Annotated in this window: 14 protein-coding genes; 11 read left to right on the forward strand and 3 right to left on the reverse strand. The window is 66.6% G+C overall.

From position 1 onward, the window contains the following. Positions 1-71: 71 nt before the first annotated feature. The 11 genes from XI05_RS37425 (at position 72) to XI05_RS37475 (ending at position 14,310) form a co-directional block, all read left to right on the forward strand. A complete protein-coding gene (locus XI05_RS37425; RefSeq protein ID WP_260382944.1) occupies positions 72-1,472 on the forward strand; it encodes a hypothetical protein in 1,401 nt (466 codons plus the stop codon). Between the two features lie 100 nt (positions 1,473-1,572). Next, a complete protein-coding gene (locus XI05_RS37430; protein ID WP_271511106.1) occupies positions 1,573-1,842 on the forward strand; it encodes a hypothetical protein in 270 nt (89 codons plus the stop codon). Positions 1,843-1,974: 132 nt separating this feature from the next. Beyond that, positions 1,975-3,081, forward strand: coding sequence for a c-type cytochrome biogenesis protein CcmI (ccmI, locus tag XI05_RS37435; RefSeq protein WP_271511108.1), 1,107 nt, complete (start codon positions 1,975-1,977; stop codon positions 3,079-3,081). A 37-nt stretch (positions 3,082-3,118) separates the two neighbouring features. After that, entirely contained in the window at positions 3,119-3,628 is a 510-nt protein-coding gene (ccmE, locus tag XI05_RS37440; RefSeq protein ID WP_271511111.1) for a cytochrome c maturation protein CcmE, read from the forward strand. After that, the gene (locus XI05_RS37445) at positions 3,625-5,607 is read left to right on the forward strand and encodes a heme lyase CcmF/NrfE family subunit (protein ID WP_271511114.1); all 1,983 of its coding nucleotides are present in this window, start codon (positions 3,625-3,627) and stop codon (positions 5,605-5,607) included. Before ccmE ends, XI05_RS37445 begins: the two co-directional genes overlap by 4 nt. A gap of 4 nt (positions 5,608-5,611) precedes the next feature. Further along, positions 5,612-6,091: a cytochrome c-type biogenesis protein gene (locus tag XI05_RS37450; protein WP_271511117.1), complete on the forward strand. Its 480-nt coding sequence runs from the start codon at positions 5,612-5,614 to the stop codon at positions 6,089-6,091. A 240-nt stretch (positions 6,092-6,331) separates the two neighbouring features. After that, a complete protein-coding gene (locus XI05_RS37455; protein WP_271511120.1) occupies positions 6,332-7,912 on the forward strand; it encodes a Do family serine endopeptidase in 1,581 nt (526 codons plus the stop codon). A gap of 275 nt (positions 7,913-8,187) precedes the next feature. Beyond that, positions 8,188-8,868, forward strand: a complete 681-nt coding sequence (locus tag XI05_RS37460) for a response regulator transcription factor (RefSeq protein WP_036035209.1) — start codon at positions 8,188-8,190, stop codon at positions 8,866-8,868. Continuing rightward, complete coding sequence (locus XI05_RS37465) at positions 8,852-10,312, forward strand: sensor histidine kinase (RefSeq protein WP_260382948.1); 1,461 nt, start codon at positions 8,852-8,854, stop codon at positions 10,310-10,312. Before XI05_RS37460 ends, XI05_RS37465 begins: the two co-directional genes overlap by 17 nt. Then, positions 10,309-13,278: a bifunctional [glutamine synthetase] adenylyltransferase/[glutamine synthetase]-adenylyl-L-tyrosine phosphorylase gene (locus XI05_RS37470; RefSeq protein WP_271511122.1), complete on the forward strand. Its 2,970-nt coding sequence runs from the start codon at positions 10,309-10,311 to the stop codon at positions 13,276-13,278. The genes XI05_RS37465 and XI05_RS37470 overlap by 4 nt, the downstream gene beginning before the upstream one ends. Before the next feature lie 138 nt (positions 13,279-13,416). Further along, a complete protein-coding gene (locus tag XI05_RS37475; RefSeq protein ID WP_260375641.1) occupies positions 13,417-14,310 on the forward strand; it encodes a LysR family transcriptional regulator in 894 nt (297 codons plus the stop codon). Positions 14,311-14,313: 3 nt separating this feature from the next. Here the strand turns inward: XI05_RS37475 and XI05_RS37480 are convergent, their stop codons facing one another. The 3 genes from XI05_RS37480 to XI05_RS37490 all read right to left on the reverse strand — a co-directional run bounded on the left by XI05_RS37480 (position 14,314) and on the right by XI05_RS37490 (position 19,476). Beyond that, a complete protein-coding gene (locus tag XI05_RS37480; protein WP_271511126.1) occupies positions 14,314-16,641 on the reverse strand; it encodes a PAS domain-containing sensor histidine kinase in 2,328 nt (775 codons plus the stop codon). 226 nt (positions 16,642-16,867) lie between these two features. Next, the gene (locus XI05_RS37485) at positions 16,868-18,256 is read right to left on the reverse strand and encodes a cation-efflux pump (protein ID WP_271511129.1); all 1,389 of its coding nucleotides are present in this window, start codon (positions 18,254-18,256) and stop codon (positions 16,868-16,870) included. Between the two features lie 251 nt (positions 18,257-18,507). After that, positions 18,508-19,476, reverse strand: a complete 969-nt coding sequence (locus tag XI05_RS37490; protein WP_271511132.1) for a zinc-binding dehydrogenase — start codon at positions 19,474-19,476, stop codon at positions 18,508-18,510. Positions 19,477-19,492: the final 16 nt, after the last annotated feature.

Below are 19,492 nucleotides of genomic sequence, written 5' to 3' on the forward strand. Positions count from 1 at the left end.
AAGTGGGGACCTCCTATGATCGTGCCGGACCCATCCCATGTCCGCCATTTTACCGTGCATTACCCGGGCGCATGAGCCAGACATCGATCGAGCGGCTGAGGGAATATCTCGCGCAGCTCCCGCCGCAGTCGCAGGCGCTGCTGATGCGGGAGTTCGAGCGTGCGCTGGAGCGCGGCCAGGACACGGCGGTGGCCACCCTCGTGCTCGAGCAGCTGCGCAAGATCGTCCGCAAGAGCGAAGCCGAGGAGGCTTTGCCGCCGCGTACGGACGATTTATCGCGGCTGTTGTTCCAGGTGTTGGAGCCGTTCCTGGTCGAGGCTGGCACTCCTGTCAGGGCCGGGCAGATTCGCCGCTCCTCGCTGCAGCCGATCTGGCAGTGGCTTGGCCGAGACGGCGCACCGGCCAAGGTGAACGAGTTCGAGGCGGCGCTGGCGCGCATGCCGGCGGACAGTGCAGGGCAGGTCGAGGCCCTGGCGCAGAAGCTTCAGGCCGTGGCGGCGGATGCCATCTTCGAGCTGACGGGGCCGGGCGGCGGCGACAAGTCGCGGGCGCTTGCCCGGGTCGGCCCGCCCAACGTGATCGAGGATCTCTATTCGATCGGTGCGGTGCTCCAGGTCCGGGACGCCATCGCGACGTTGAACGAGAAATTGCCGCGCACATTGCGGGCCTTCGGGGATTCCCAGATCGCCTCGGTGACGTCGGCGCTCAACATTCCGGCGCTTCAGACGCCGCAGATGCTGCCTTTCGCATTGTCGATCGTCGTGCAGCGGATGACCGCGCCCTGGCAGATCATCCGCCTTGCGGTCAAGATAGCGGCTTCCGACGACGAGATCCGCGTCGCGGCGACGCCTTACGGTATCGCCGTCACGATGGCCTTGCATGATCTGTCCTGCGTTGCCGCGATCCTGCGCATGGACATCAAGCGCGGCCATTTCGACAATGTCGCCGGCAATCTCAAGACGCTGCACGACGGCGTGCGCGGCCTCCGCACCGAGCTCGACCTGCGCAACGATTCCGCCTGGGGCAAGCAATTGACCTCGATCCGGGCCGACATCTCCAATGCGCTGCAATCCGAGATCGACAGCGTGCCCGGCCGCGTCCGCCGCATCCTGCGCCAGCGCCCCGAAAAGGACATTCCGCCGGGCGCGCGGATCGACAGCACCGAAGTCGAGGAGACGGTGGCGCTGATCGATTTCGTCGCGACTTGCCGCAACTATGCGAGCGAGCTTGCGATCAACGAGGTGACGCTGCGCACCTATTCCGATCTCCAGCAATATGTGGAACGCTCGACCGAGCAACTGGTGCAGTCGCTGCGCGCCGCCGATCACAAGGTCCGCACCTATCGGCAGCAGCAGGTGCAGGCCGCGATCCGCTTCTGCCAGGTGCTGTTCGGCGACGATTACGCCTCGTTGATGAGCCGGGCCGCCGAAAACGCACTCACGGGCGAGCGCAAATCGTCGCGCGCCGGCTGATCGACGCGCATCTTTTTTTGATCACAATTTGAGGTTGACGACACATGTGGCGCGCCCTACGCTCCCGCCGCAAGTCCGGGGAATTTCTATCTGTGGGCGCATGAAACCCGTTATCAGCTCGATCGAAATTGAGAACCGCGTCATCGTGGCCAAGTATCAAAGGCTGATGGTTGGGGCCAAGGTGGTGCTGGTCGAGAAGGCCAGCGACCGGCAGCTGCCTGAGACCATCACGAGGGTTGCATCGAGGGTTCCGGTGGGAGCGCTGCGCATCAGATTGCCGGATGCGATCAAGCCGGGAACATACTTCCTGAAGGCCTTCGACGGGCACGGCGCGCACGCCGCCCAAAGCGTCGACTTCGAGATCGGCTAAGCCGTTGGATTTTCACCCTTTCGGGACGACATGCGGGTCGCGCCGAATTGACAATTGTCAATTGCCGCATCCTCCGGCCGTGGTGTAAAGGCACCTACAGGCGCGGTTCGGGCGCCGCCGGAAGCTTGCCAGATGACGCTATGGTTCGTGTTCGCGCTGATGACGGTCGCGGCGATTTTCGCCGTGCTCTGGCCGCTTGGCCGCACCAGCCGCGCGCAAGATCAGGGCAGCGAGGTCGCGGTCTACAAGGACCAGCTGGCCGAGATCGATCGTGATCTGGCCGCAGGGTTGATCTTGGCGCCCGAAGCCGAGGCTGCGCGCGTCGAGATCAGCCGCAGGCTGCTTGCGGCGGCGGCCAGCGAGCCGGCAACGGCGCCGATGTCGAACCTCAAATGGCGCCGCGCGGCGGCCGTGCTGGCGCTTGCCGGCCTGCCGCTCGTTGCGATCGGCGTCTATGTGCCGCTCGGCTCCCCCCGGCTGCAGGACTTTCCCCTCGCGCAGCGGGAGCGCGGGTCCGGCATGGCGCAGTCGCTCGAGAACCTCGTCGTGCAGGTCGAGCAGCATCTGGAAAAGAATCCGACGGACGGTCGCGGCTGGAACGTGCTCGCGCCGGTTCTGGAGCGGCTCGGCCGCTTCGACGACGCGGTGCGCGCCTATCGCAACTCGCTCACCTACAATGGCGAGAGCGCGGAGCGCCGGTCCGATCTCGGCGAAGCGATTTCGGCCGCCGCCGGCGGCGTGGTGACCGCCGAGGCCAAGGCCGAATTCGAGCGCGCACACGGCTTGAACGCCGACGACCCCAAGGCGAATTATTTCCTGGGTCTTGCCGCCGAGCAGGATGGGCGCAAGGACGATGCGGCCAATATCTGGCGCGCGCTGCTTGCGAAAGCGCCTGCGGACGCACCGTGGCGTGCCCTGGTGCAGTCCTCGCTGGCGCGAGTCGGTGGGGGCGGCACGATGCCCGCGCTGTCCGACGAGACGGTTGCTGCCTCCAAGGACATGGCCGAAGTCGATCGCAATACCATGGTGCGCGGCATGGTCGATCGTCTGGCGACGCGGCTGAAGCAGAACGGCGACGATGTCGAAGGCTGGCTGCGTCTGGTGCGCGCCTATCTGGTGATGGGCGAGCGGGACAAGGCAATGGGGGCTTCGGCCGAGGCCCGGCAGGCGGTTGCCAGCAACGCCGAGCGGCTGCGCCAGCTCAACGAAGGTCTGAGGACTCTCGGGATCGGCGGATGACGATTTCGGGACGAGAGATGCGGAGAACGGATACGCCATGACGCGCAAGCAGCGACGTATGACCATCATCGGCGGATCGCTCGCCGTGCTCGCGCTCGCGGCCGCGCTGGTGCTCAACGCGCTGCGCGACTCCATCGTGTTCTTCTCGACCCCGACCATGGTCGCCGAGAAGCATGTCGAGCCCGGCAAGCGGTTTCGCCTCGGCGGCCTGGTGCAGCCCGGCTCGCTCCGGCGCGGCGACAATCTCGCGGTGACGTTCGAGGTCGCCGACGGCAACGCCAAGCTGCCGGTCGCCTACAAGGGCATTCTGCCCGACCTGTTCCGCGAAGGGCAGGGCGTCGTCGCCGAAGGCGCGCTCGACGCCAATGGCGTGTTCAAGGCCGATACCGTGCTTGCCAAGCACGACGAGACCTACATGCCCAAGGACGTCGCCGATGCCCTGAAGAAGCAGGGACACTGGAAGGACGACTACGGTACCCAGGCGTCCGGTGGCGCCAAGCCGGCGGCGACGACCGCGCAGGGCAGCCCGCAAGGAGCAGTCCGTTGATCGCAGAGTCCGGACATTACGCGCTGGTGCTGGCACTCGCTCTGGCATTGATCCAGTCCATCGTGCCGCTGATCGGCGCGCGCCTCGGCGACGCCGCCCTGATGAACGTGGCGCGCTCGACCGCGCTGGCGCAGCTCTTATTCGTCGGCGCCTCGTTCACGGCGCTGGTGATGCTGCACGTGAACTCGGATTTCTCCGTCGCCAACGTCTACGAGAATTCCCACTCCATGAAGCCGCTGCTCTACAAGATCACCGGCGTGTGGGGAAACCATGAAGGCTCGATGCTGCTGTGGGTGTTGATCCTCGCGCTGTTCGGCGGATTGGTCGCGAGCTTCGGCAACAATCTGCCGCTGTCGCTGCGTGCGCATGTGCTTGCCGTGCAGGCCTGGGTCGCCAGCGCCTTCTACCTCTTCATCCTGATCACGTCGAACCCGTTCCTGCGCATCGCCAGCCCGCCGATCGAGGGACGCGACCTCAATCCGGTGCTTCAGGACATCGGTCTCGCCGTGCATCCGCCGATGCTCTATCTCGGCTATGTCGGCTTCTCGATCTCGTTCTCATTCGCCATTGCGGCGCTGATGGAGGGCCGGATCGATGCGGCCTGGGCGCGCTGGGTGCGGCCCTGGACGTTGGTCGCCTGGATCTTCCTGACCCTTGGCATCGCCATGGGCTCGTACTGGGCCTATTACGAACTCGGCTGGGGCGGCTGGTGGTTCTGGGATCCGGTGGAGAACGCTTCGCTGATGCCCTGGCTCGCCGGCACCGCGCTCTTGCATTCGGCGCTGGTGATGGAGAAGCGCAACGCGCTGAAGGTCTGGACCATCCTGCTTTCGATCCTGACCTTCTCGCTGTCGCTGCTCGGCACCTTCCTGGTGCGCTCGGGCGTCATCACCTCGGTGCACGCCTTCGCGACCGATCCGACCCGCGGCGTGTTCATCCTCTTGATCCTGTGCCTGTTCATCGGCGGCAGCTTGTCGCTGTTTGCGGGCCGCGCCACCTCGCTGAAGCAGGGCGGCCTGTTCGCGCCGATCTCGCGGGAGGGCGCGCTGGTGCTGAACAATCTCCTGCTCACCGTCGCCTGTGCCGTCGTGCTGTTCGGCACGCTCTATCCGCTGGCGATGGAGATGCTCGCCGATTTCAAGATGTCGGTCGGCGCGCCTTTCTACAATCTCACCTTCGCGCCGCTGTTCGCGCTGCTGCTGCTCGCGGTGCCGTTCGGGCCGATGCTGGCGTGGAAACGCGGCGACCTGCTCGGCGTGATGCAGCGCCTGCTCGCGGCCGGCGTTGCCGGGCTGGTCGTGGTCGCCATCGTCTGGGCCTGGGTGCGCGGCGGCAGCGCGTTGGCGCCGCTCGCGATCGGGCTCGGCGTCTTCGTCATTGCCGGCGCCGTCACCGACCTCGTCGAACGGACGGGCCTGGTGCGCCTGCCGTTCGCAACGGTGCTGCACCGGGCGCGCGGCCTGCCGCGCTCGGCCTGGGGCACCGCATTCGCGCATGCCGGCCTCGGCCTCGCGCTGATCGGGATCGTCTGCGAGACCACCTGGAACAGCGAATACATCGCGACCATGAAGCCGAACGACGTCGCCCACGTCGCCGGCTACGACCTGAAGCTCGACGGGCTGTTTCAACGCCAGGGCCCGAATTACCGCGAGATGATCGCCGAGTTCAAGATCAGCCGCGATGGCGAGATGGTCACGGTGATGACGCCGTCCAAGCGCAGCTTCACCACGCGCGGCTCCTCGACCACCGAGGCGGCGCTGCTGACGCGCGGGGCGAGCCAGCTTTACGTCTCGCTCGGCGATGCCACCGCCGAAGGCGCCATCGCCGTGCGCATCTATCACAAGCCGCTGGTCCTCTTGATCTGGTGGGGGCCGGTGCTGATGGCGTTCGGCGGGGTGCTCTCGCTCTCCGACCGCCGCCTGCGGGTCGGCGCGCCGAAACCGGCGCGGGCCAAGCAGCGCCTGCAGCCCGCGGAATGATCCGATGCGCTGGATGATGGCCCTGTTCATCGCGCTGCTGCTGGCTTTGCCGGCGGCCCACGCGGTGCAGCCCGACGAGATCATGTCGGACCCGGTGAAGGAATCGCGCGCGCGCGAATTGTCGCGCGAGCTTCGCTGCATGGTCTGCCAGAACCAGTCGATCGACGATTCCGATGCGCCGCTGGCGCGCGACCTGCGCCTGCTGGTGCGCGAGCGCATCGCGGCCGGCGACAGCAATTCGCAGGTGCTCGACTTCCTGGTGGCGCGCTACGGCGAGTTCGTGCTGCTCAAGCCGCGCTTCGAGCGGCAGACCCTGCTGCTGTGGCTGCTCGGGCCGGTGCTGCTGCTTGGCGGCGGCCTGGCGCTGTGGCTGCAAATCCGCCGTCGCGCGCGAAGTGGTGTGGACGTGCCGGCGCCGCCGCTCACGCCCGATGAACAAGCGCGGCTCGCCGCCTTGATATCGGACGATGCGAAGTCGTCCTGACCTGCGCGGACACGTAGAAGCTCACCAAAATCTCGTTCGTCGCCGCTTACGGGAACTCGACTAAGTTCCTGTGGAACCACGATTTTCGGCCTGTGCTAAACTGCCGCATCCGCTTCGTCCGTTCATTACAAAAGTTTAACCCCGCCGCCAGCGCGCGGTAAGGCGGGAGTCCCCATCTTCAGGTCCGCAAGCTGCCGACATCCGGCACCAAAAGGAATTCAGGGCCCTGGAGATTTCTGCATGAACGATCGTATCGACCTCTCGAACCTCCCGTCCTACCGGCAGCCGCGCCGGTCGGTGTTTTCCGCGCGCAAGTTCGCGCTGATGGCCTCGGTCGTCGCCGGTCTCGGCGCGGCCGTTTATGGCTTCAGCCCGTCGACGTCGCCGGCCGACCTGTTCTCCAGCCCGGCGCATGCGCAGGTCAACAACGAGGTCCGCAAGGTCGAGCGTCCCATCGGCTTTGCCGACATCGTCGAGCGCGTGAAGCCCTCGGTGATCTCGGTCAAGGTCAACATCAAGGAGAAGACGGCCAGCAACGATGACGGCGACGATTCGTCCTCGCCGTTCCAGCCGGGCTCGCCGATGGAGCGTTTCTTCCGCCGCTTCGGCGGTCCGGAAGGCATCCCCGGCCTGAAGGGCGGCGGGCGTGGCCGCGTCGTGCAGGGCCAGGGCTCCGGCTTCTTCATCTCGGCTGACGGCTATGCCGTGACCAACAACCACGTGGTCGACGGTGCCGACAAGGTCGAGGTCACCACCGACGATGGCAAGACCTACACCGCCAAGGTGATCGGCACCGACCAGCGCACTGACCTCGCGCTGATCAAGGTCGAGGGCAGCACCAACTTCCCGTTCGCCAAGCTTGCGGATAGCAAGCCGCGGATCGGCGACTGGGTGCTCGCGGTCGGCAATCCCTTCGGTCTCGGCGGCACCGTGACCGCGGGCATCGTCTCCGCCAGCGGCCGCGACATCGGCAACGGCCCGTATGACGATTTCATCCAGATCGACGCGCCCGTGAACAAGGGCAATTCCGGCGGTCCGGCGTTCGACACCAACGGCGAGGTGATGGGCGTCAACACCGCGATCTACTCGCCCTCCGGCGGCAGCGTCGGCATCGCGTTCTCGATTCCGGCCAACACGGTCAAGAGCGTGGTCGCGCAGCTCAAGGACAAGGGCTCGGTCAGCCGCGGCTGGATCGGCGTGCAGATCCAGCCCGTCACGTCCGACATCGCCGACAGCCTCGGCATGAAGAAGGCCGAAGGCGCGCTGGTGGCGGAGCCGCAGGCGAACGGTCCGGCGGCCAAGGCCGGCATCGAGTCCGGCGACGTGATCACGGCGGTCAACGGCGAACCCGTCAAGGATGCCCGCGAGCTCGCCCGTACCATCGGCGGCATGGCGCCCGGCGCGTCCGTGAAGCTCAACGTGCTGCATAAGGGCCAGGACAAGGTCATCAACCTCACCCTCGGCCAGCTGCCGAACACGGTCGAGGCCAAGGCCGACACCGACAATGACAGCGGCAAGGGCGCCAGCAAGGGCACCGACGTGCCGAAGCTCGGCATGACCGTTGCGCCCGCCAATTCCGTGGCCGGCGCCGGCAAGGAAGGCGTCGTGGTCACCGAGGTCGATCCGAAGAGCGCCGCGGCCGAACGCGGCTTCAAGGAAGGCGACGTGATCCTCGAGGTCGGCGGCAAGAGCGTGGCGACCGCCGGCGAAGTCCGCGACGCCATCAACGCGGCGCGGACCGACAACAAGAACAGCGTCCTGATGCGCGTGAAGAGCGGCGGCCAGTCGCGCTTCGTCGCGGTGCCCCTCGCCAAGGGCTGAGGCCTTCAGGAGGCCCACGAGATGAAGGGTGTCGCCGGCATCAGTCGCCCCCGCCGTCGGCGCCCTTCGGGGAAGCAGCGCAAAGCTGGCTTCCCTCATCTACCTTCCGGTGGAATTACGCCCCCCTCCGTCGGAAGGCCTAGGGCGGTGAGGTCCCCCCAGCTTCACCGCCCGCCTTTTTCCCGCTTCGAGCTTCTCCCGCTCGGCTTGCATGCGATTGCCGCCCGCGCCATGTTTAGAGAAGGTTGACCTCCTTGACAGCCGCCGAACGCACGATGCGCCTCCTCATCATCGAAGACGACCGCGAATCCGCCGACTACCTGGCCAAGGCGTTTCGCGAGGTCGGACACATCGCCGACCACGCCGCCGACGGCGAGGAAGGCCTCGCCATGGCAGAGAACGGCGAGTACGACGTGCTGGTGGTCGACCGCATGCTGCCCAAGCGCGACGGCCTGTCCCTGATCGGCGCCTTGCGCGACAAGGGCAACACGACGCCGGTGCTGATTCTCTCCGCGCTCGGGCAGGTCGATGACCGCATCAAGGGCCTGCGCGCCGGCGGCGACGATTATCTGCCAAAACCCTATTCTTTCGCCGAGCTCTTGGCCCGCGTCGAAGTGCTGTCGCGCCGCCGCGGCGGTCCCGCCGAAGAGACGCTCTATCGTGTCGGCGATCTCGAGCTCGATCGGCTCTCGCATCGCGTTGCCCGCGGCAAGGACGAGCTGACGCTGCAGCCGCGCGAATTCCGCCTGCTCGAATACTTGATGAAGCACGCCGGCCAGGTGGTGACGCGGACCATGCTGCTGGAGAACGTCTGGGACTATCATTTCGATCCGCAGACCAACGTGATCGACGTGCACATCTCGCGGCTGCGCTCCAAGATCGACAAGGGCTTCGAGCGGCCGCTGCTGCACACGATCCGCGGCGCGGGATATATGATCCGTGACGGCATTCGGTAAGCTCGTCCGCACCACGGCGTTCCGGCTGACGCTGGTCTATCTGCTGCTGTTCGCGATGTTCGCGGCTTCGCTGCTGGCCTATTTCGCCTGGAACACGCGGCGGCTGATCACCGAGGAGATCACGCAGACGGTCAATGCCGAGACCTCGGAGATCAACGAGATCTACGGCCGCGGCGGCATGGTTCGCCTGGTGCGCACGATCGAGTACCGCGCACTGCGGCCGGGCGCCAACCTCTACCTCGTGACCACGCCGACGGGCCAGGCGATTGCCGGCAATGTCGGCTCGCTGGCGCCGGGGGTATTGGCGACGCGCGGCTGGTCGGAGACGGCCTACCGGCGGATCGAGGACAGTGATGACCGCGATCATCGCGCGCTGGTTCGCGTCACCGAATTGGAGAACGGCTTCCGGCTTCTGATCGGCCGCGACCTTGCCGAGCGGCGGCGCCTGTTCGGCATCGTCGCCAAGGCGGCGCAGTTTTCGGTGCTGATCGTCGTCGTGCTCGGCCTCGGCGGCGGCATCTTCGTCGCACGGCGGGTGCTGAGGCGCATCGACGCGATGACCGGCACGGCGCAGCGCATCATGACCGGCGATCTCAGCGAGCGCCTGCCCGTGGGGCGCAGCGGCGACGAGATCGACCGCCTCGCCGAGAACCTCAACGCCATGCTGGAGCGGATCGAGGCGCTGATGGCGGGGCTGAAGGAGGTTTCCGACAACATCGCCCACGACCTCAAGACGCCGCTGACGCGGCTGCGCAATCGCGCCGAGGAGGCGCTGGCGAAATCGGGCTGCGAGGCGGATTATCGCGCCGCGCTGGAGCGGACCATCGAGGAGTCCGACGGGCTGATCCGGACCTTCAACGCGCTTCTGATGATCGCGCGGGCGGAATCCGGCCAGGCGCGCGGCAACATGGACGACTTCGACGCCGCGGAGGTCGCGGAGGGAATCCACGAGCTCTACGAGCCGCTCGCCGAGGACGACGGCATGACCTTGAAGGTCAGGTGCGAGCCGACACCGGTTCATGCCAATCGCGAGCTGATCAGCCAGGCGCTCGCCAATCTCGTCGAGAACGCGATCAAATACGGCAAGCCCGCGGCACAGGCCGCGGGAACCGTGGTCAGCATGGACGCAAGGCAAATCACGATCGAGGCGAGGCGCGATGGCGACCACGTGCTGCTCAGCGTCACCGATCGCGGTCCGGGGATCCCCGAAGCGGATCGCAAGCACGTCATCGAGCGATTCGTGCGACTGGAGGCCAGCCGGACGCTGCCGGGCTCGGGCCTCGGGCTCAGCCTCGCCTCGGCGGTCGCGACGTTGCACGGCGGCGAATTGCGCTTGGGCGATGCCCATCCCGGCCTCGTCGCCACGCTCGTGCTGCCGGCGCGCGCGGGTGCCGGCGACAGGGTTGCTCCGCCAATACCGGATGTGCCACAGAAGGTGGCATGAACCACTCCGCGCCGGGAAACGCGGACAAGCATGGTGAGAGGCTGGCCGCACGCTTCGCGGAGGCTCCCCATATTGCCGCTTCCACAACCGACGAACGCCGTTTCGAAAGCTGGCTGGCTGAGCTCGAGCCGGCACAATCGGCCCGTCTCGCAACGCTCCTGGGCCATCCCTTCGCCCGCGACATCCTGACCGGGATTGCGGAATTTTCGCCCTATCTGTTCGATCTGGTGCGCGCCGATGCCTTGCGCTTGATCCGGCTGCTCGACTGCGATCCGGATGTGCATCTGGCGGCGCTGGTCGCGGAGGCGCGCAGCGCGGTGCTCGCGGCCTCGGATGAGGCCGAGGTGATGCGGCTGCTCCGCCGCATGAAGGCGGAAGCTGCGCTCCTGATCGCGCTGTGCGACATCGGCGGTGTCTGGCCGGTGATGCGGGTGACGGCGGCACTGACCGATGTCGCGGTGTCCTCGGTGCAGGCGGCGCTGCAATATCTGCTGCGGCAGGAAGCCGCACGCGGCAAGCTCTCACCGCCCAATCCCGAAGCACCCGAAGAGGGCTGCGGCCTGATCGTGCTCGCGATGGGCAAGATGGGCGCGGGCGAGCTGAACTATTCCAGCGACATCGATCTCATCGTGTTCTTCGATCCCGATGCGACGACCCTCGCGCCCGATATCGAACCGCAGCCGTTCTTCGTCCGCGTGACGCAAGGCATGGCGCGCATCCTGCAGCAGCGTACCTATGACGGTTACGTCTTCCGCGTCGATTTGCGGCTGCGGCCCGACCCGTCCTCGACGCAGGTGGCGATCTCGCGGGATGCCGCGCTGAACTATTACGAGCGGGAAGGGCGCACCTGGGAGCGCGCCGCGATGATCAAGGCGCGGGCCTGTGCCGGCGATCCCAAAGCGGGTGAGGCGCTGCTCGCCGAGATCGCGCCGTTCGTCTGGCGCAAGCATCTCGATTTCGCAGCGCTTTCCGACGTGCACGACATGAAGCGGCAGATGCAGACGTATCGCGGCCAGAGCGAGGTCGCGGTGGAGGGCCACAACGTCAAGGTCGGGCGCGGCGGCATCCGTGAGATCGAGTTCTTCGCGCAGACCCAGCAATTGATCGCGGGCGGCCGCCATCCGGAATTGCGGGTGCGGCCGACGCTGAGGGCGCTCGACGTGCTCGCCTCCAGCAACTGGATCACTGCGGCGGCGCGCGACGAGCTGACGACCGCCTACGAATTCCTGCGCCGGGTCGAGCATCGCCTGCAGATGATCGCCGACGAGCAGACCCACACGCTGCCCGAGGACAAGCAGGCGGTCGAGCGCTTCGCCTGGTTCTTCGGCTATCAAAATCGCGAGGCCTTTGCGCGCGACCTCTTGCACCAGCTCCAGATCGTCCAGGGCCACTACGAAAAACTGTTCGAGGGCGACGACCCCACCGGCACGGCCAAGCTGCCGGCGCTTGACTACGGTGCGGGCCCCGACGATCCGCGCCTGCTGCAGCACCTGGCGACGCTCGGCTTCAAGAAGCCGGCCGCGGTCGCGCAGACGGTGCGCGACTGGATCACCGGCGACTATCGCGTCTTCCGCGTTGAGGCGACGCGAAGCGCCTTCGTCGAGTTCGTGCCGGCCCTGATCGATGGCCTTGCCCATGCCGAAGAGCCGGATCGCGCGGTCGTTTCGTTCGATCATTTCCTCGGGGCGCTGCAGCGTGGCGGCCGGCTGATCACGCTGCTCGGCCAGAACCGCGATCTCGTCGCGCTGGTGGCTCTGGTGCTGGGAGCAGCGCCCCGGCTCGGCGACATGCTGGCGCGGCAGCCTCAGCTCATGGACGGCCTGATCGATCCGCGCTTCTTCGGGGCCATGCCCGACAGGCAGGAATTGTCGGGGCGGCTCGCGACCACAGTGCAGGACGCCGGTTCATACGAGGAGTTCCTCGATCGCCTGCGCCTGTTCGGACAGGAGAGCCTGTTCCTGATCGGCACGCGCATCCTCTCCGGCACCGTCTCGGCGCAGCAGGCGAGCACGGCCTTCGCCGACGTCGCGGAGGGAATCGTCCACACCGTGCACGGCCTCGTCGCCGACCGCTTCGCCGCTCAGCACGGCCGGATCAAGGGCCAGGAGACCGCGATCATCGCAATGGGCCGGCTCGGCAGCCGCGAGATGACGGCCTCGTCCGATCTCGACCTGATCCTGCTCTACGATTTCGACAGCGACAATCCGGACTCCGATGGGACAAAATCGCTGCAGGGTGCGCATTATTTTGCGCGGCTGACCCAGCGCCTGATCAGCGCTTTCACGACGCGCACCAATTACGGCGTGCTCTACGAGATTGACATGCGGCTGCGGCCCTCGGGACGCGCGGGCCCGGTGGCCTCGAGCCTCACCTCGTTCGCGGACTACCAAGCCAACGAGGCCTGGACCTGGGAGCACATGGCGCTGACGCGTGCGCGCGTGGTGTCGGCGTCGCCCGAATTCCGAGAACGGATCGAGCGCGTCATCCGCGATGTCCTGACGCGCCGCCGCGACCCCGCCATCACCGCCAACGACGTCGCCGACATGCGGCGCGCGATCGCGCAGGAGAAGGGCGAGGCCGATTGCTGGGATCTCAAGCATGCCGCCGGCGGCATGGTCGATATCGATTTCATCGCGCAATATCTCCAGCTCGTGCATGCGCACGACAAGCCGGAGATTCTCGACGTCAGCACCGTGCAGGTGCTGGAGAATGCCTGCAGGATCGGCGTGCTCGCGCAATCGGAGACGGAGATCCTGCGGGCCGCGGCGCGGCTCTATCACGACCTCACCCAGATCCTGCGCCTCTGCGTCAGCGAGCGCTTCAAGCCGGAAACCGCCGGCACCGACCTGCAGCGCGTCATGGCGCGCGCCGGCGACGCGCCGGATTTGTCCTCGCTCGAGGCACGGGTGAAGGAGACGCAAAGCGAGGTGCGGCGCGTGTTCAGGGCGCTGCTGGAAGGGTCATAGCCTGCTTCAGCGCCGGGAGCCTCGCGGACCTCGATACGGGTTGGTAATGAAAACTGGATCGGCTGCCGGTTTTTACGTGTTGGTGCAGGCCCGGCGTGCTAACTTGCATGCCACGATGGAATTCGAGGGGACGACCGGTTGATTGACAAGCTTGAGCTATTGCTGGCGTTGGCCAAGGAGCGACATTTCGGACGCGCGGCCGAAGCCTGCGGCGTAACGCAACCGACGATGTCGACCGGGCTCAAGCAGCTCGAGGAAATTCTCGGCGTGATGCTGGTCCAGCGCGGCTCGCGCTTTCAGGGATTTACCCCTGAAGGCGAGCGGGCGCTCGACTGGGCGCGGCGGATCGTCGGCGATGCCCGCGCGATGCGCGACGAGATCAACGGGCTGAAGCATCAGCTCTCCGGCGAGATCCGCATCGCGGCGATCCCGACCGTGCTCGGCATGGTCGCCGCGCTGACGACGCCGTTCCGCGCCAAGCATCCCGAGGTGCGCTTCCGCATCCAGTCCACCACCTCGTCCGAGGTGCTGGGGCTGCTCGAAAATCTCGAGGTCGATGCGGGGCTGACCTATATCGAGAACGAGCCGATCGGCAAGGTGCGCACCATCCCGCTCTACAACGAGAGCTATCGCCTGCTCACCGCGCCGGATGCGATGTTCGGCGACCGCGAGACGGTGACCTGGACCGAGGTCGGGCAGGTGCCGCTGTGCCTCTTGACGCCCGACATGCAGAACCGCCGCATCATCGACCGCGCGCTGCGATCGGTCGGCGCGGAGGCGACACCGACGCTGACGTCGAACTCGCTGCTGGTGCTGTTCACGCACGTCAAGACCGGGCGCTGGGCGAGCGTGATGCCGGCGAAGCTCGCCGAGACGCTCGGTCTGTCCGACACCGTGCGGTCGATTCCGATCGTCGATCCCGAGGTCAATTACAGCATCGGCATGGTGATCCCGCAGCGCGATCCCATGACGCCGCTGATCGCAGCGCTGGTCAACGTCGCGCGCGAAGTCGCGCCGACGCTGCAATTGTAGGATTCAAGCCGCAGCTGATATCCGCGCCGCCTTGATCGCATCGCGCGGCAGGGTCACGCGCACGACGGTGCCGACGTCGATCTTCGAGCGCAGGCGCATCGAGCCGCCATGGAGCTGCGCCAGCGAGCGGGCGATGGCAAGGCCGAGGCCCGAGCCGTGATAGGTCTTGGTGAGCTGGCTCTCGACCTGCTCGAAGGGACGCCCGAGCCGCGCCAGCGAATGCGGCGCGATGCCGATGCCGGTGTCGGCGATCATCAGCACGATCCTGTCGTCGAGCTGCCGGCTGCGCACCACGACGCGTCCGCCGTCCGGCGTGAACTTCACGGCGTTGGAGAGCAGGTTGACGATGATCTGCTTGGTGGCGCGGCGGTCGGCGACGACCGAGATGGATTTTGCGATGTCGGCATCCAGCGTCAGGCGTTTGTCCTGCGCGCGGCCGGTGACGACCCGCAAGGATTCGGCCAGCGTCTGCGACAGGTCGAGCTCTTCCATGTCGAGCTTCATGCGGCCGGCCTCGATCTTGGACATGTCGAGGATGTCGTTGATGACCTCGAGCAGATAGTGGCCGCTGGTCAGGATGTCCTGGCAGTATTCCTGGTACTTCTCGCTGCCGAGCTCGCCGAACATGCCCGAGCCCATGATCTCGGAGAAGCCGATGATGGCGTTGAGCGGCGTGCGCAGCTCGTGGCTCATATTGGCGAGGAATTTCGACTTGGTCTGGTTGGCTTCCTCGGCGCGGGTCTTCTCGCGCTGATACTTCTCGGCGAGGTCGGCGAGCTCGACCGCCTGGCGCTCCAGCGCGGCCTGCGAGCGCTTGAGGTCGATGACGGTGGCGCGCAGGCGCAGATCGTTGTCGACCAGCTTCTGCTCGTGCTCCTTGATGCGGGTGATGTCGGTGCCGACCGAGACGTAGCCGCCGTCCTTGGTGCGGCGCTCGCTGATGTGCAGCCAGCTGCCGTCGTCGAGCTGCGCCTCGAAGGTACGTGCGCCCGGGCCTTGGGCCGCAGTCTCGTTGTGGCGGGTGCGCACCTCCGGCATGCGGCCGACCTCGAGCACGGTCTCGTAGGAGGTGCCGGGGATCACGGCGGTGTCCGGCAGCTTGTGCAGGCGCTGGAAGTGCGAGTTGCAGAGCACCAGGCGGTCGCTCGCATCCCAGAGCACGAAGGCCTCCGGAATGGTCTCGATCGCGTCGCGCAGGCGAAGGTCGGCTTCCACGGTCTTTTCGGCGAGGCTCTTCTGCTCGGTGATGTCGACCGCGATTCCGATCAGGTGCACGCTGGAATCCGTGGCGCCGCGCGTCTTCTCGCAGCGGACGCGGAGCCAGATCCAGTGGCCGTCGACATGCTGCATGCGGAAGGTCTGGTCGATGTGGTCGATCTTCTCCGAGATGAGCTGGTCGGCGATCTCGAACAGGTCGATGTCGTCGGACTTCACCAGCGCGTTGACCTCGCCGAAGGTGAGGAGCTCGTGACGACCGTCGAGGCCGAGCATCGAGAACATCGACTGCGACCAGAAGATCCGGCCGCGCGACAGATCCCAGTCCCACAGCCCGCAGCGGCCGCGGTTGAGCGCGGTGTCGATGCGGCCGCGCACGGCGTCGTTGATGAGATCGCCTTCGCGAGCGCGGGTCGACTGCCAGTGGAAGGCGAAGCCGAGGATCAGGACGACGAAGCCCGTGGTCGCCGACAGCGTCACCGAGAGCGCGGCGTCCGAGCCCCAGATCGGCTCGTTGCGCTCCTGGATCACGGTGACGAAGCCGGGCAGCGACTTGATCTGCCGCGAGGTCGCCATCGCGGCGTTGCCGCTCGGCAGCGTCATGTCGGCGATGTTGCCGTCGCGCGGCGGCGCCGCGATCAGCTGCGCGGTCGTGATCGCATCGAGCAGGCGGTCGTTGCCTGAGGGATCGCTGTCGGCCGGGATGCGGGCGAGGATACGGCGGTCGATGCCGGCGGAGGTGACGATGACGTGGCGGCCGGAGGAAGTGGCCCAGGACGGAATGAGATCGGGCAGCAGCGTCGGCAGGCCCTCGATGTTCCTGAGCCGCTCCTGACGAACCGAGGTGAGGCGGTCGATGCGCTCGGCGAGCAGGTCGGCGAGGGCCGAAATGTCGTGGCGGATCACCAGTCGCTTCTGGCGCGTCTGATCGACCACCTGCACGAACGCGCCGAGGCAGATCGTGATCAGGAACGCGATGATGAGCGTCGGCACGGCGCGGCGCAGCGCCGGCTCCGCGATCAGGAGCCGGTGATAGGCAGGTTTCGCGATCGATTGCGCCAATCCCTTGATCGAATCGGATTGGACGCACGCGCTCGCGGCGTCTGCGCGCGACATGCCTTCGGCCCCCTGAAAACCAGCTTGCAACTGAAGTCCGGAAGCAGCCCCACATCGCTTCCGAATCACACCGATTTGAATCCAGTTTTCGCGGGCTGTCGAGAGTCAACGAATCGTTAACGCGAAATTATTCTTATCCAACGCGCAGTTTGTGCATCGCGCGTCCGCAAACTCACGGACGCGAGGAGTCCGAAACGGGAACGTGTGACTCGCCGCGCGTTCTTCATCACGCGCGCGGCGGCTCGGCGTGGCTGATCACGCGCTTCACGCTCGGGAACGCGCGCCGCAACGCGCGCTCGATCGCGTCGACTTGCTCGTGCACCTTGATCACGCTCATCGACGGTGCCGCGCGGCAGTGGAAGTTGACGATCTCGCCGGCGTCGGTGTTGCGGACCCGCACATTGTGGATGTCGTGGATGTCGCCTTCGCCGGCGAACTCGGCCAGCGCGGCGGCGATGGTCTGCACCCTCTCGGGCGCGGCATCGACGCCGAACGGCAGTTCCGGTTCCAACGGCTCGATGTGAACGTCGACCTCGACGTCCTCGCCGAACTCCTCCTTGATATTGCGCTCCAGCGTGTTGGCGACGTCGTGGGCGGCCTCGAGTGCCATGTCGGCATCGACCTCGAGGTCGATGCTGACGATCAGCTTGGCCAAATCTTTGATCGTACCCAGATCGTGCACCGTGACGTGGTGGACGGCGAGCCCGGAATTGCGCGCGATCACCATGATGCGGTCGCGCACGGTTTCGTTGTCGCGCGCGACCGGCACTGCGGCGAAGGTGAGGTCGGCATCGCCGAAAGCCTTGGCGACGGCGGCCTGCGCGTTGCGCTTGATGTCCTCGACACGGTCGATCGGATAGGTCCGCGGCACCTTCGCGATGGTGTCGATGAATGTGGTCGCTCCGACCATGCGCACGCGCAAGCGTTCGACGTCGATCACACCAGGCACGCCGCGGATCGCGGCTGTGGCCTTCTCCTGCGCGCCTTCGGGGGCGCGATCGACCAGCGTCTGCACGGTCGAGCCGGCCATGCGCAGGCCGAGCGCTGCGATCATCACGGCAACGGCTGCGGCCGCCGCGGCGTCGCCCCACCAAAAGCCGAGCCCAGCCAGGATCAGGCCCACGATCACGGCGCAGGAGCCCATCACGTCCGATGCAAAATGCAGCGCGTCCGCCGCCAGCGCCTGGCTCCTGGTCTCGCGCGCAGCGCGGTGCAGGGCGCGGGCGCGCCAGAGATTGACGGCGATATCGATCACCAGCACCACGAACGGCACGGCCGAGATGGTCGGCGGCGGGGTTCCCTCGCGCAGCCGGCTATAGGCCTCGACCAGGATGCCGCCGGCGAGCACGTAGAGCAGGGCAGTGACCCCGAGCGCGGAGACGCTTTCCAGCTTGCCATGGCCGTAATGGTGCTCCTCATCCGCGGGCTTGTCGGAGACCCGTACCACCGCCCAGGTGATGATGGTCGCGACCAGGTCGATCGAGGAATGCAGCGCTTCGGAGATCAGCGCCAGCGAGCCGATCGCGATCCCGACCACGAATTTGGCCGCCGCCATGCCGCCGCTGGCGAAGATCGAGATGGCCGCGACCGAGGTCTTGTTGTGCTGGGAGGTCATGGCGGGGATTTAGCAGCCTAGAGCTGAACATCAAGCGACGATCCACAGCTCTAGTCGCAAGTGAGTTGCAGGAGCGAAGCTATTGCGAATGCTTCCGAATTGAATGGGCGCTCGCTGCTCCGAGCTCGGTCTCGTAGGGTGGGCAAAGGCGCGAAGCGCCGTGCCCACCATCCGTCCGTGATGGATACAGATCGTGGGCACGCTTCGCTTTGCCCACCCTACGGGACCGTCGCTTTGGCCGAGCCGGCCCCTTAAAGCGTCACCACGATCTTCCCCAGATGCTTGTTCGCCTCCATGTGCGCGAACGCCTGGTCGATGTCGCCGAACGCGAACACCTTGTCGATCGGCAGTTGCAGCTTGCGCGATTCCACCGCGCCCCAGATGTCCTTGCGGACCTCGGCAAAGATCTCGCGGACCTCCTCGATCGTGCGGGTGCGGAAGGTGACGCCGACATAGTCGATGCGGCGGGCCGCGTGCAGGTCGAAATTGAAGTCGGCGTGGGTGCCGCCGAGCCGGCCGACATTGACGATGCGACCCTTCACCTTGGTTGCGGCGAGGTTCTGATTGGCGACCTTGCCCGAGACCTGGTCGACGATGAGGTCGACGCCTTCGCCGTTCGTCGCCTTCAGTACCTCCTCGACCCATTTCGGATCGGAGCTGTCGACGACGAGGTCGGCGCCATATTCCTTCAGCCGGCCGCGGCGATAAGCGTCGGTGGACGAGCCGATCACGAGCCTGGCCCCCTTGAGCCGGGCGATCTGCAGCGCCATCAGCCCGACGCCGGAGCTGGCGCCCTGGACCAGCACGCTCTGGCCAGCCTGTAGCCCGCCGATCGTGACGACGGCGTTGTGCATGGTCGCGAGCGCGACGGGGAGGGTGGCGGCCTCCTCGAAATTCATGTTCGAGGGCGCGTGGAACAGCCGGCCTTGATCGGCCAGCGTATACTCGGCAAAGGCCGCGCCGCCCGAGCCCATGATGCGGTCGCCGATCTTCACGCCCTTCGCATCGGGCCCGAGCTCGGCAACCTCGCCGGCCCATTCCATGCCGAGCACGGTGCCGACGCCGCCGGCCGCGCCATGGGCGTGGCCCTTGCGCATGCCGGTGTCGGCGCGGTTGAGGCCGCAGGCGCGGACGCGGACGAGCACCTGCGTGCCCTTCGGTTTCGGTTGAGCGACGTCGGAAATCCTCGCGCCTTCAGGGCCGTAGACGTAGGCTTTCATGCGATACTCTCACGTG

This window comes from Bradyrhizobium sp. CCBAU 11357, from assembly GCF_028128865.1.
Classification (GTDB): Bacteria; Pseudomonadota; Alphaproteobacteria; order Rhizobiales; family Xanthobacteraceae; genus Bradyrhizobium.

Coding starts and splice junctions, on each gene's coding strand:
- XI05_RS37485 (WP_271511129.1), bottom strand. CDS start 18,256: ATGACCTCCCAGCACAACAAGACCTCGGTCGCGGCCATCTCGATCTTC.
- XI05_RS37480 (WP_271511126.1), bottom strand. CDS start 16,641: ATGTCGCGCGCAGACGCCGCGAGCGCGTGCGTCCAATCCGATTCGATC.
- XI05_RS37425 (WP_260382944.1), top strand. CDS start 72: ATGAGCCAGACATCGATCGAGCGGCTGAGGGAATATCTCGCGCAGCTC.
- XI05_RS37455 (WP_271511120.1), top strand. CDS start 6,332: ATGAACGATCGTATCGACCTCTCGAACCTCCCGTCCTACCGGCAGCCG.
- ccmE (WP_271511111.1), top strand. CDS start 3,119: ATGACGCGCAAGCAGCGACGTATGACCATCATCGGCGGATCGCTCGCC.
- XI05_RS37430 (WP_271511106.1), top strand. CDS start 1,573: ATGAAACCCGTTATCAGCTCGATCGAAATTGAGAACCGCGTCATCGTG.
- XI05_RS37490 (WP_271511132.1), bottom strand. CDS start 19,476: ATGAAAGCCTACGTCTACGGCCCTGAAGGCGCGAGGATTTCCGACGTC.
- ccmI (WP_271511108.1), top strand. CDS start 1,975: ATGACGCTATGGTTCGTGTTCGCGCTGATGACGGTCGCGGCGATTTTC.
- XI05_RS37470 (WP_271511122.1), top strand. CDS start 10,309: ATGAACCACTCCGCGCCGGGAAACGCGGACAAGCATGGTGAGAGGCTG.
- XI05_RS37450 (WP_271511117.1), top strand. CDS start 5,612: ATGCGCTGGATGATGGCCCTGTTCATCGCGCTGCTGCTGGCTTTGCCG.
- XI05_RS37460 (WP_036035209.1), top strand. CDS start 8,188: ATGCGCCTCCTCATCATCGAAGACGACCGCGAATCCGCCGACTACCTG.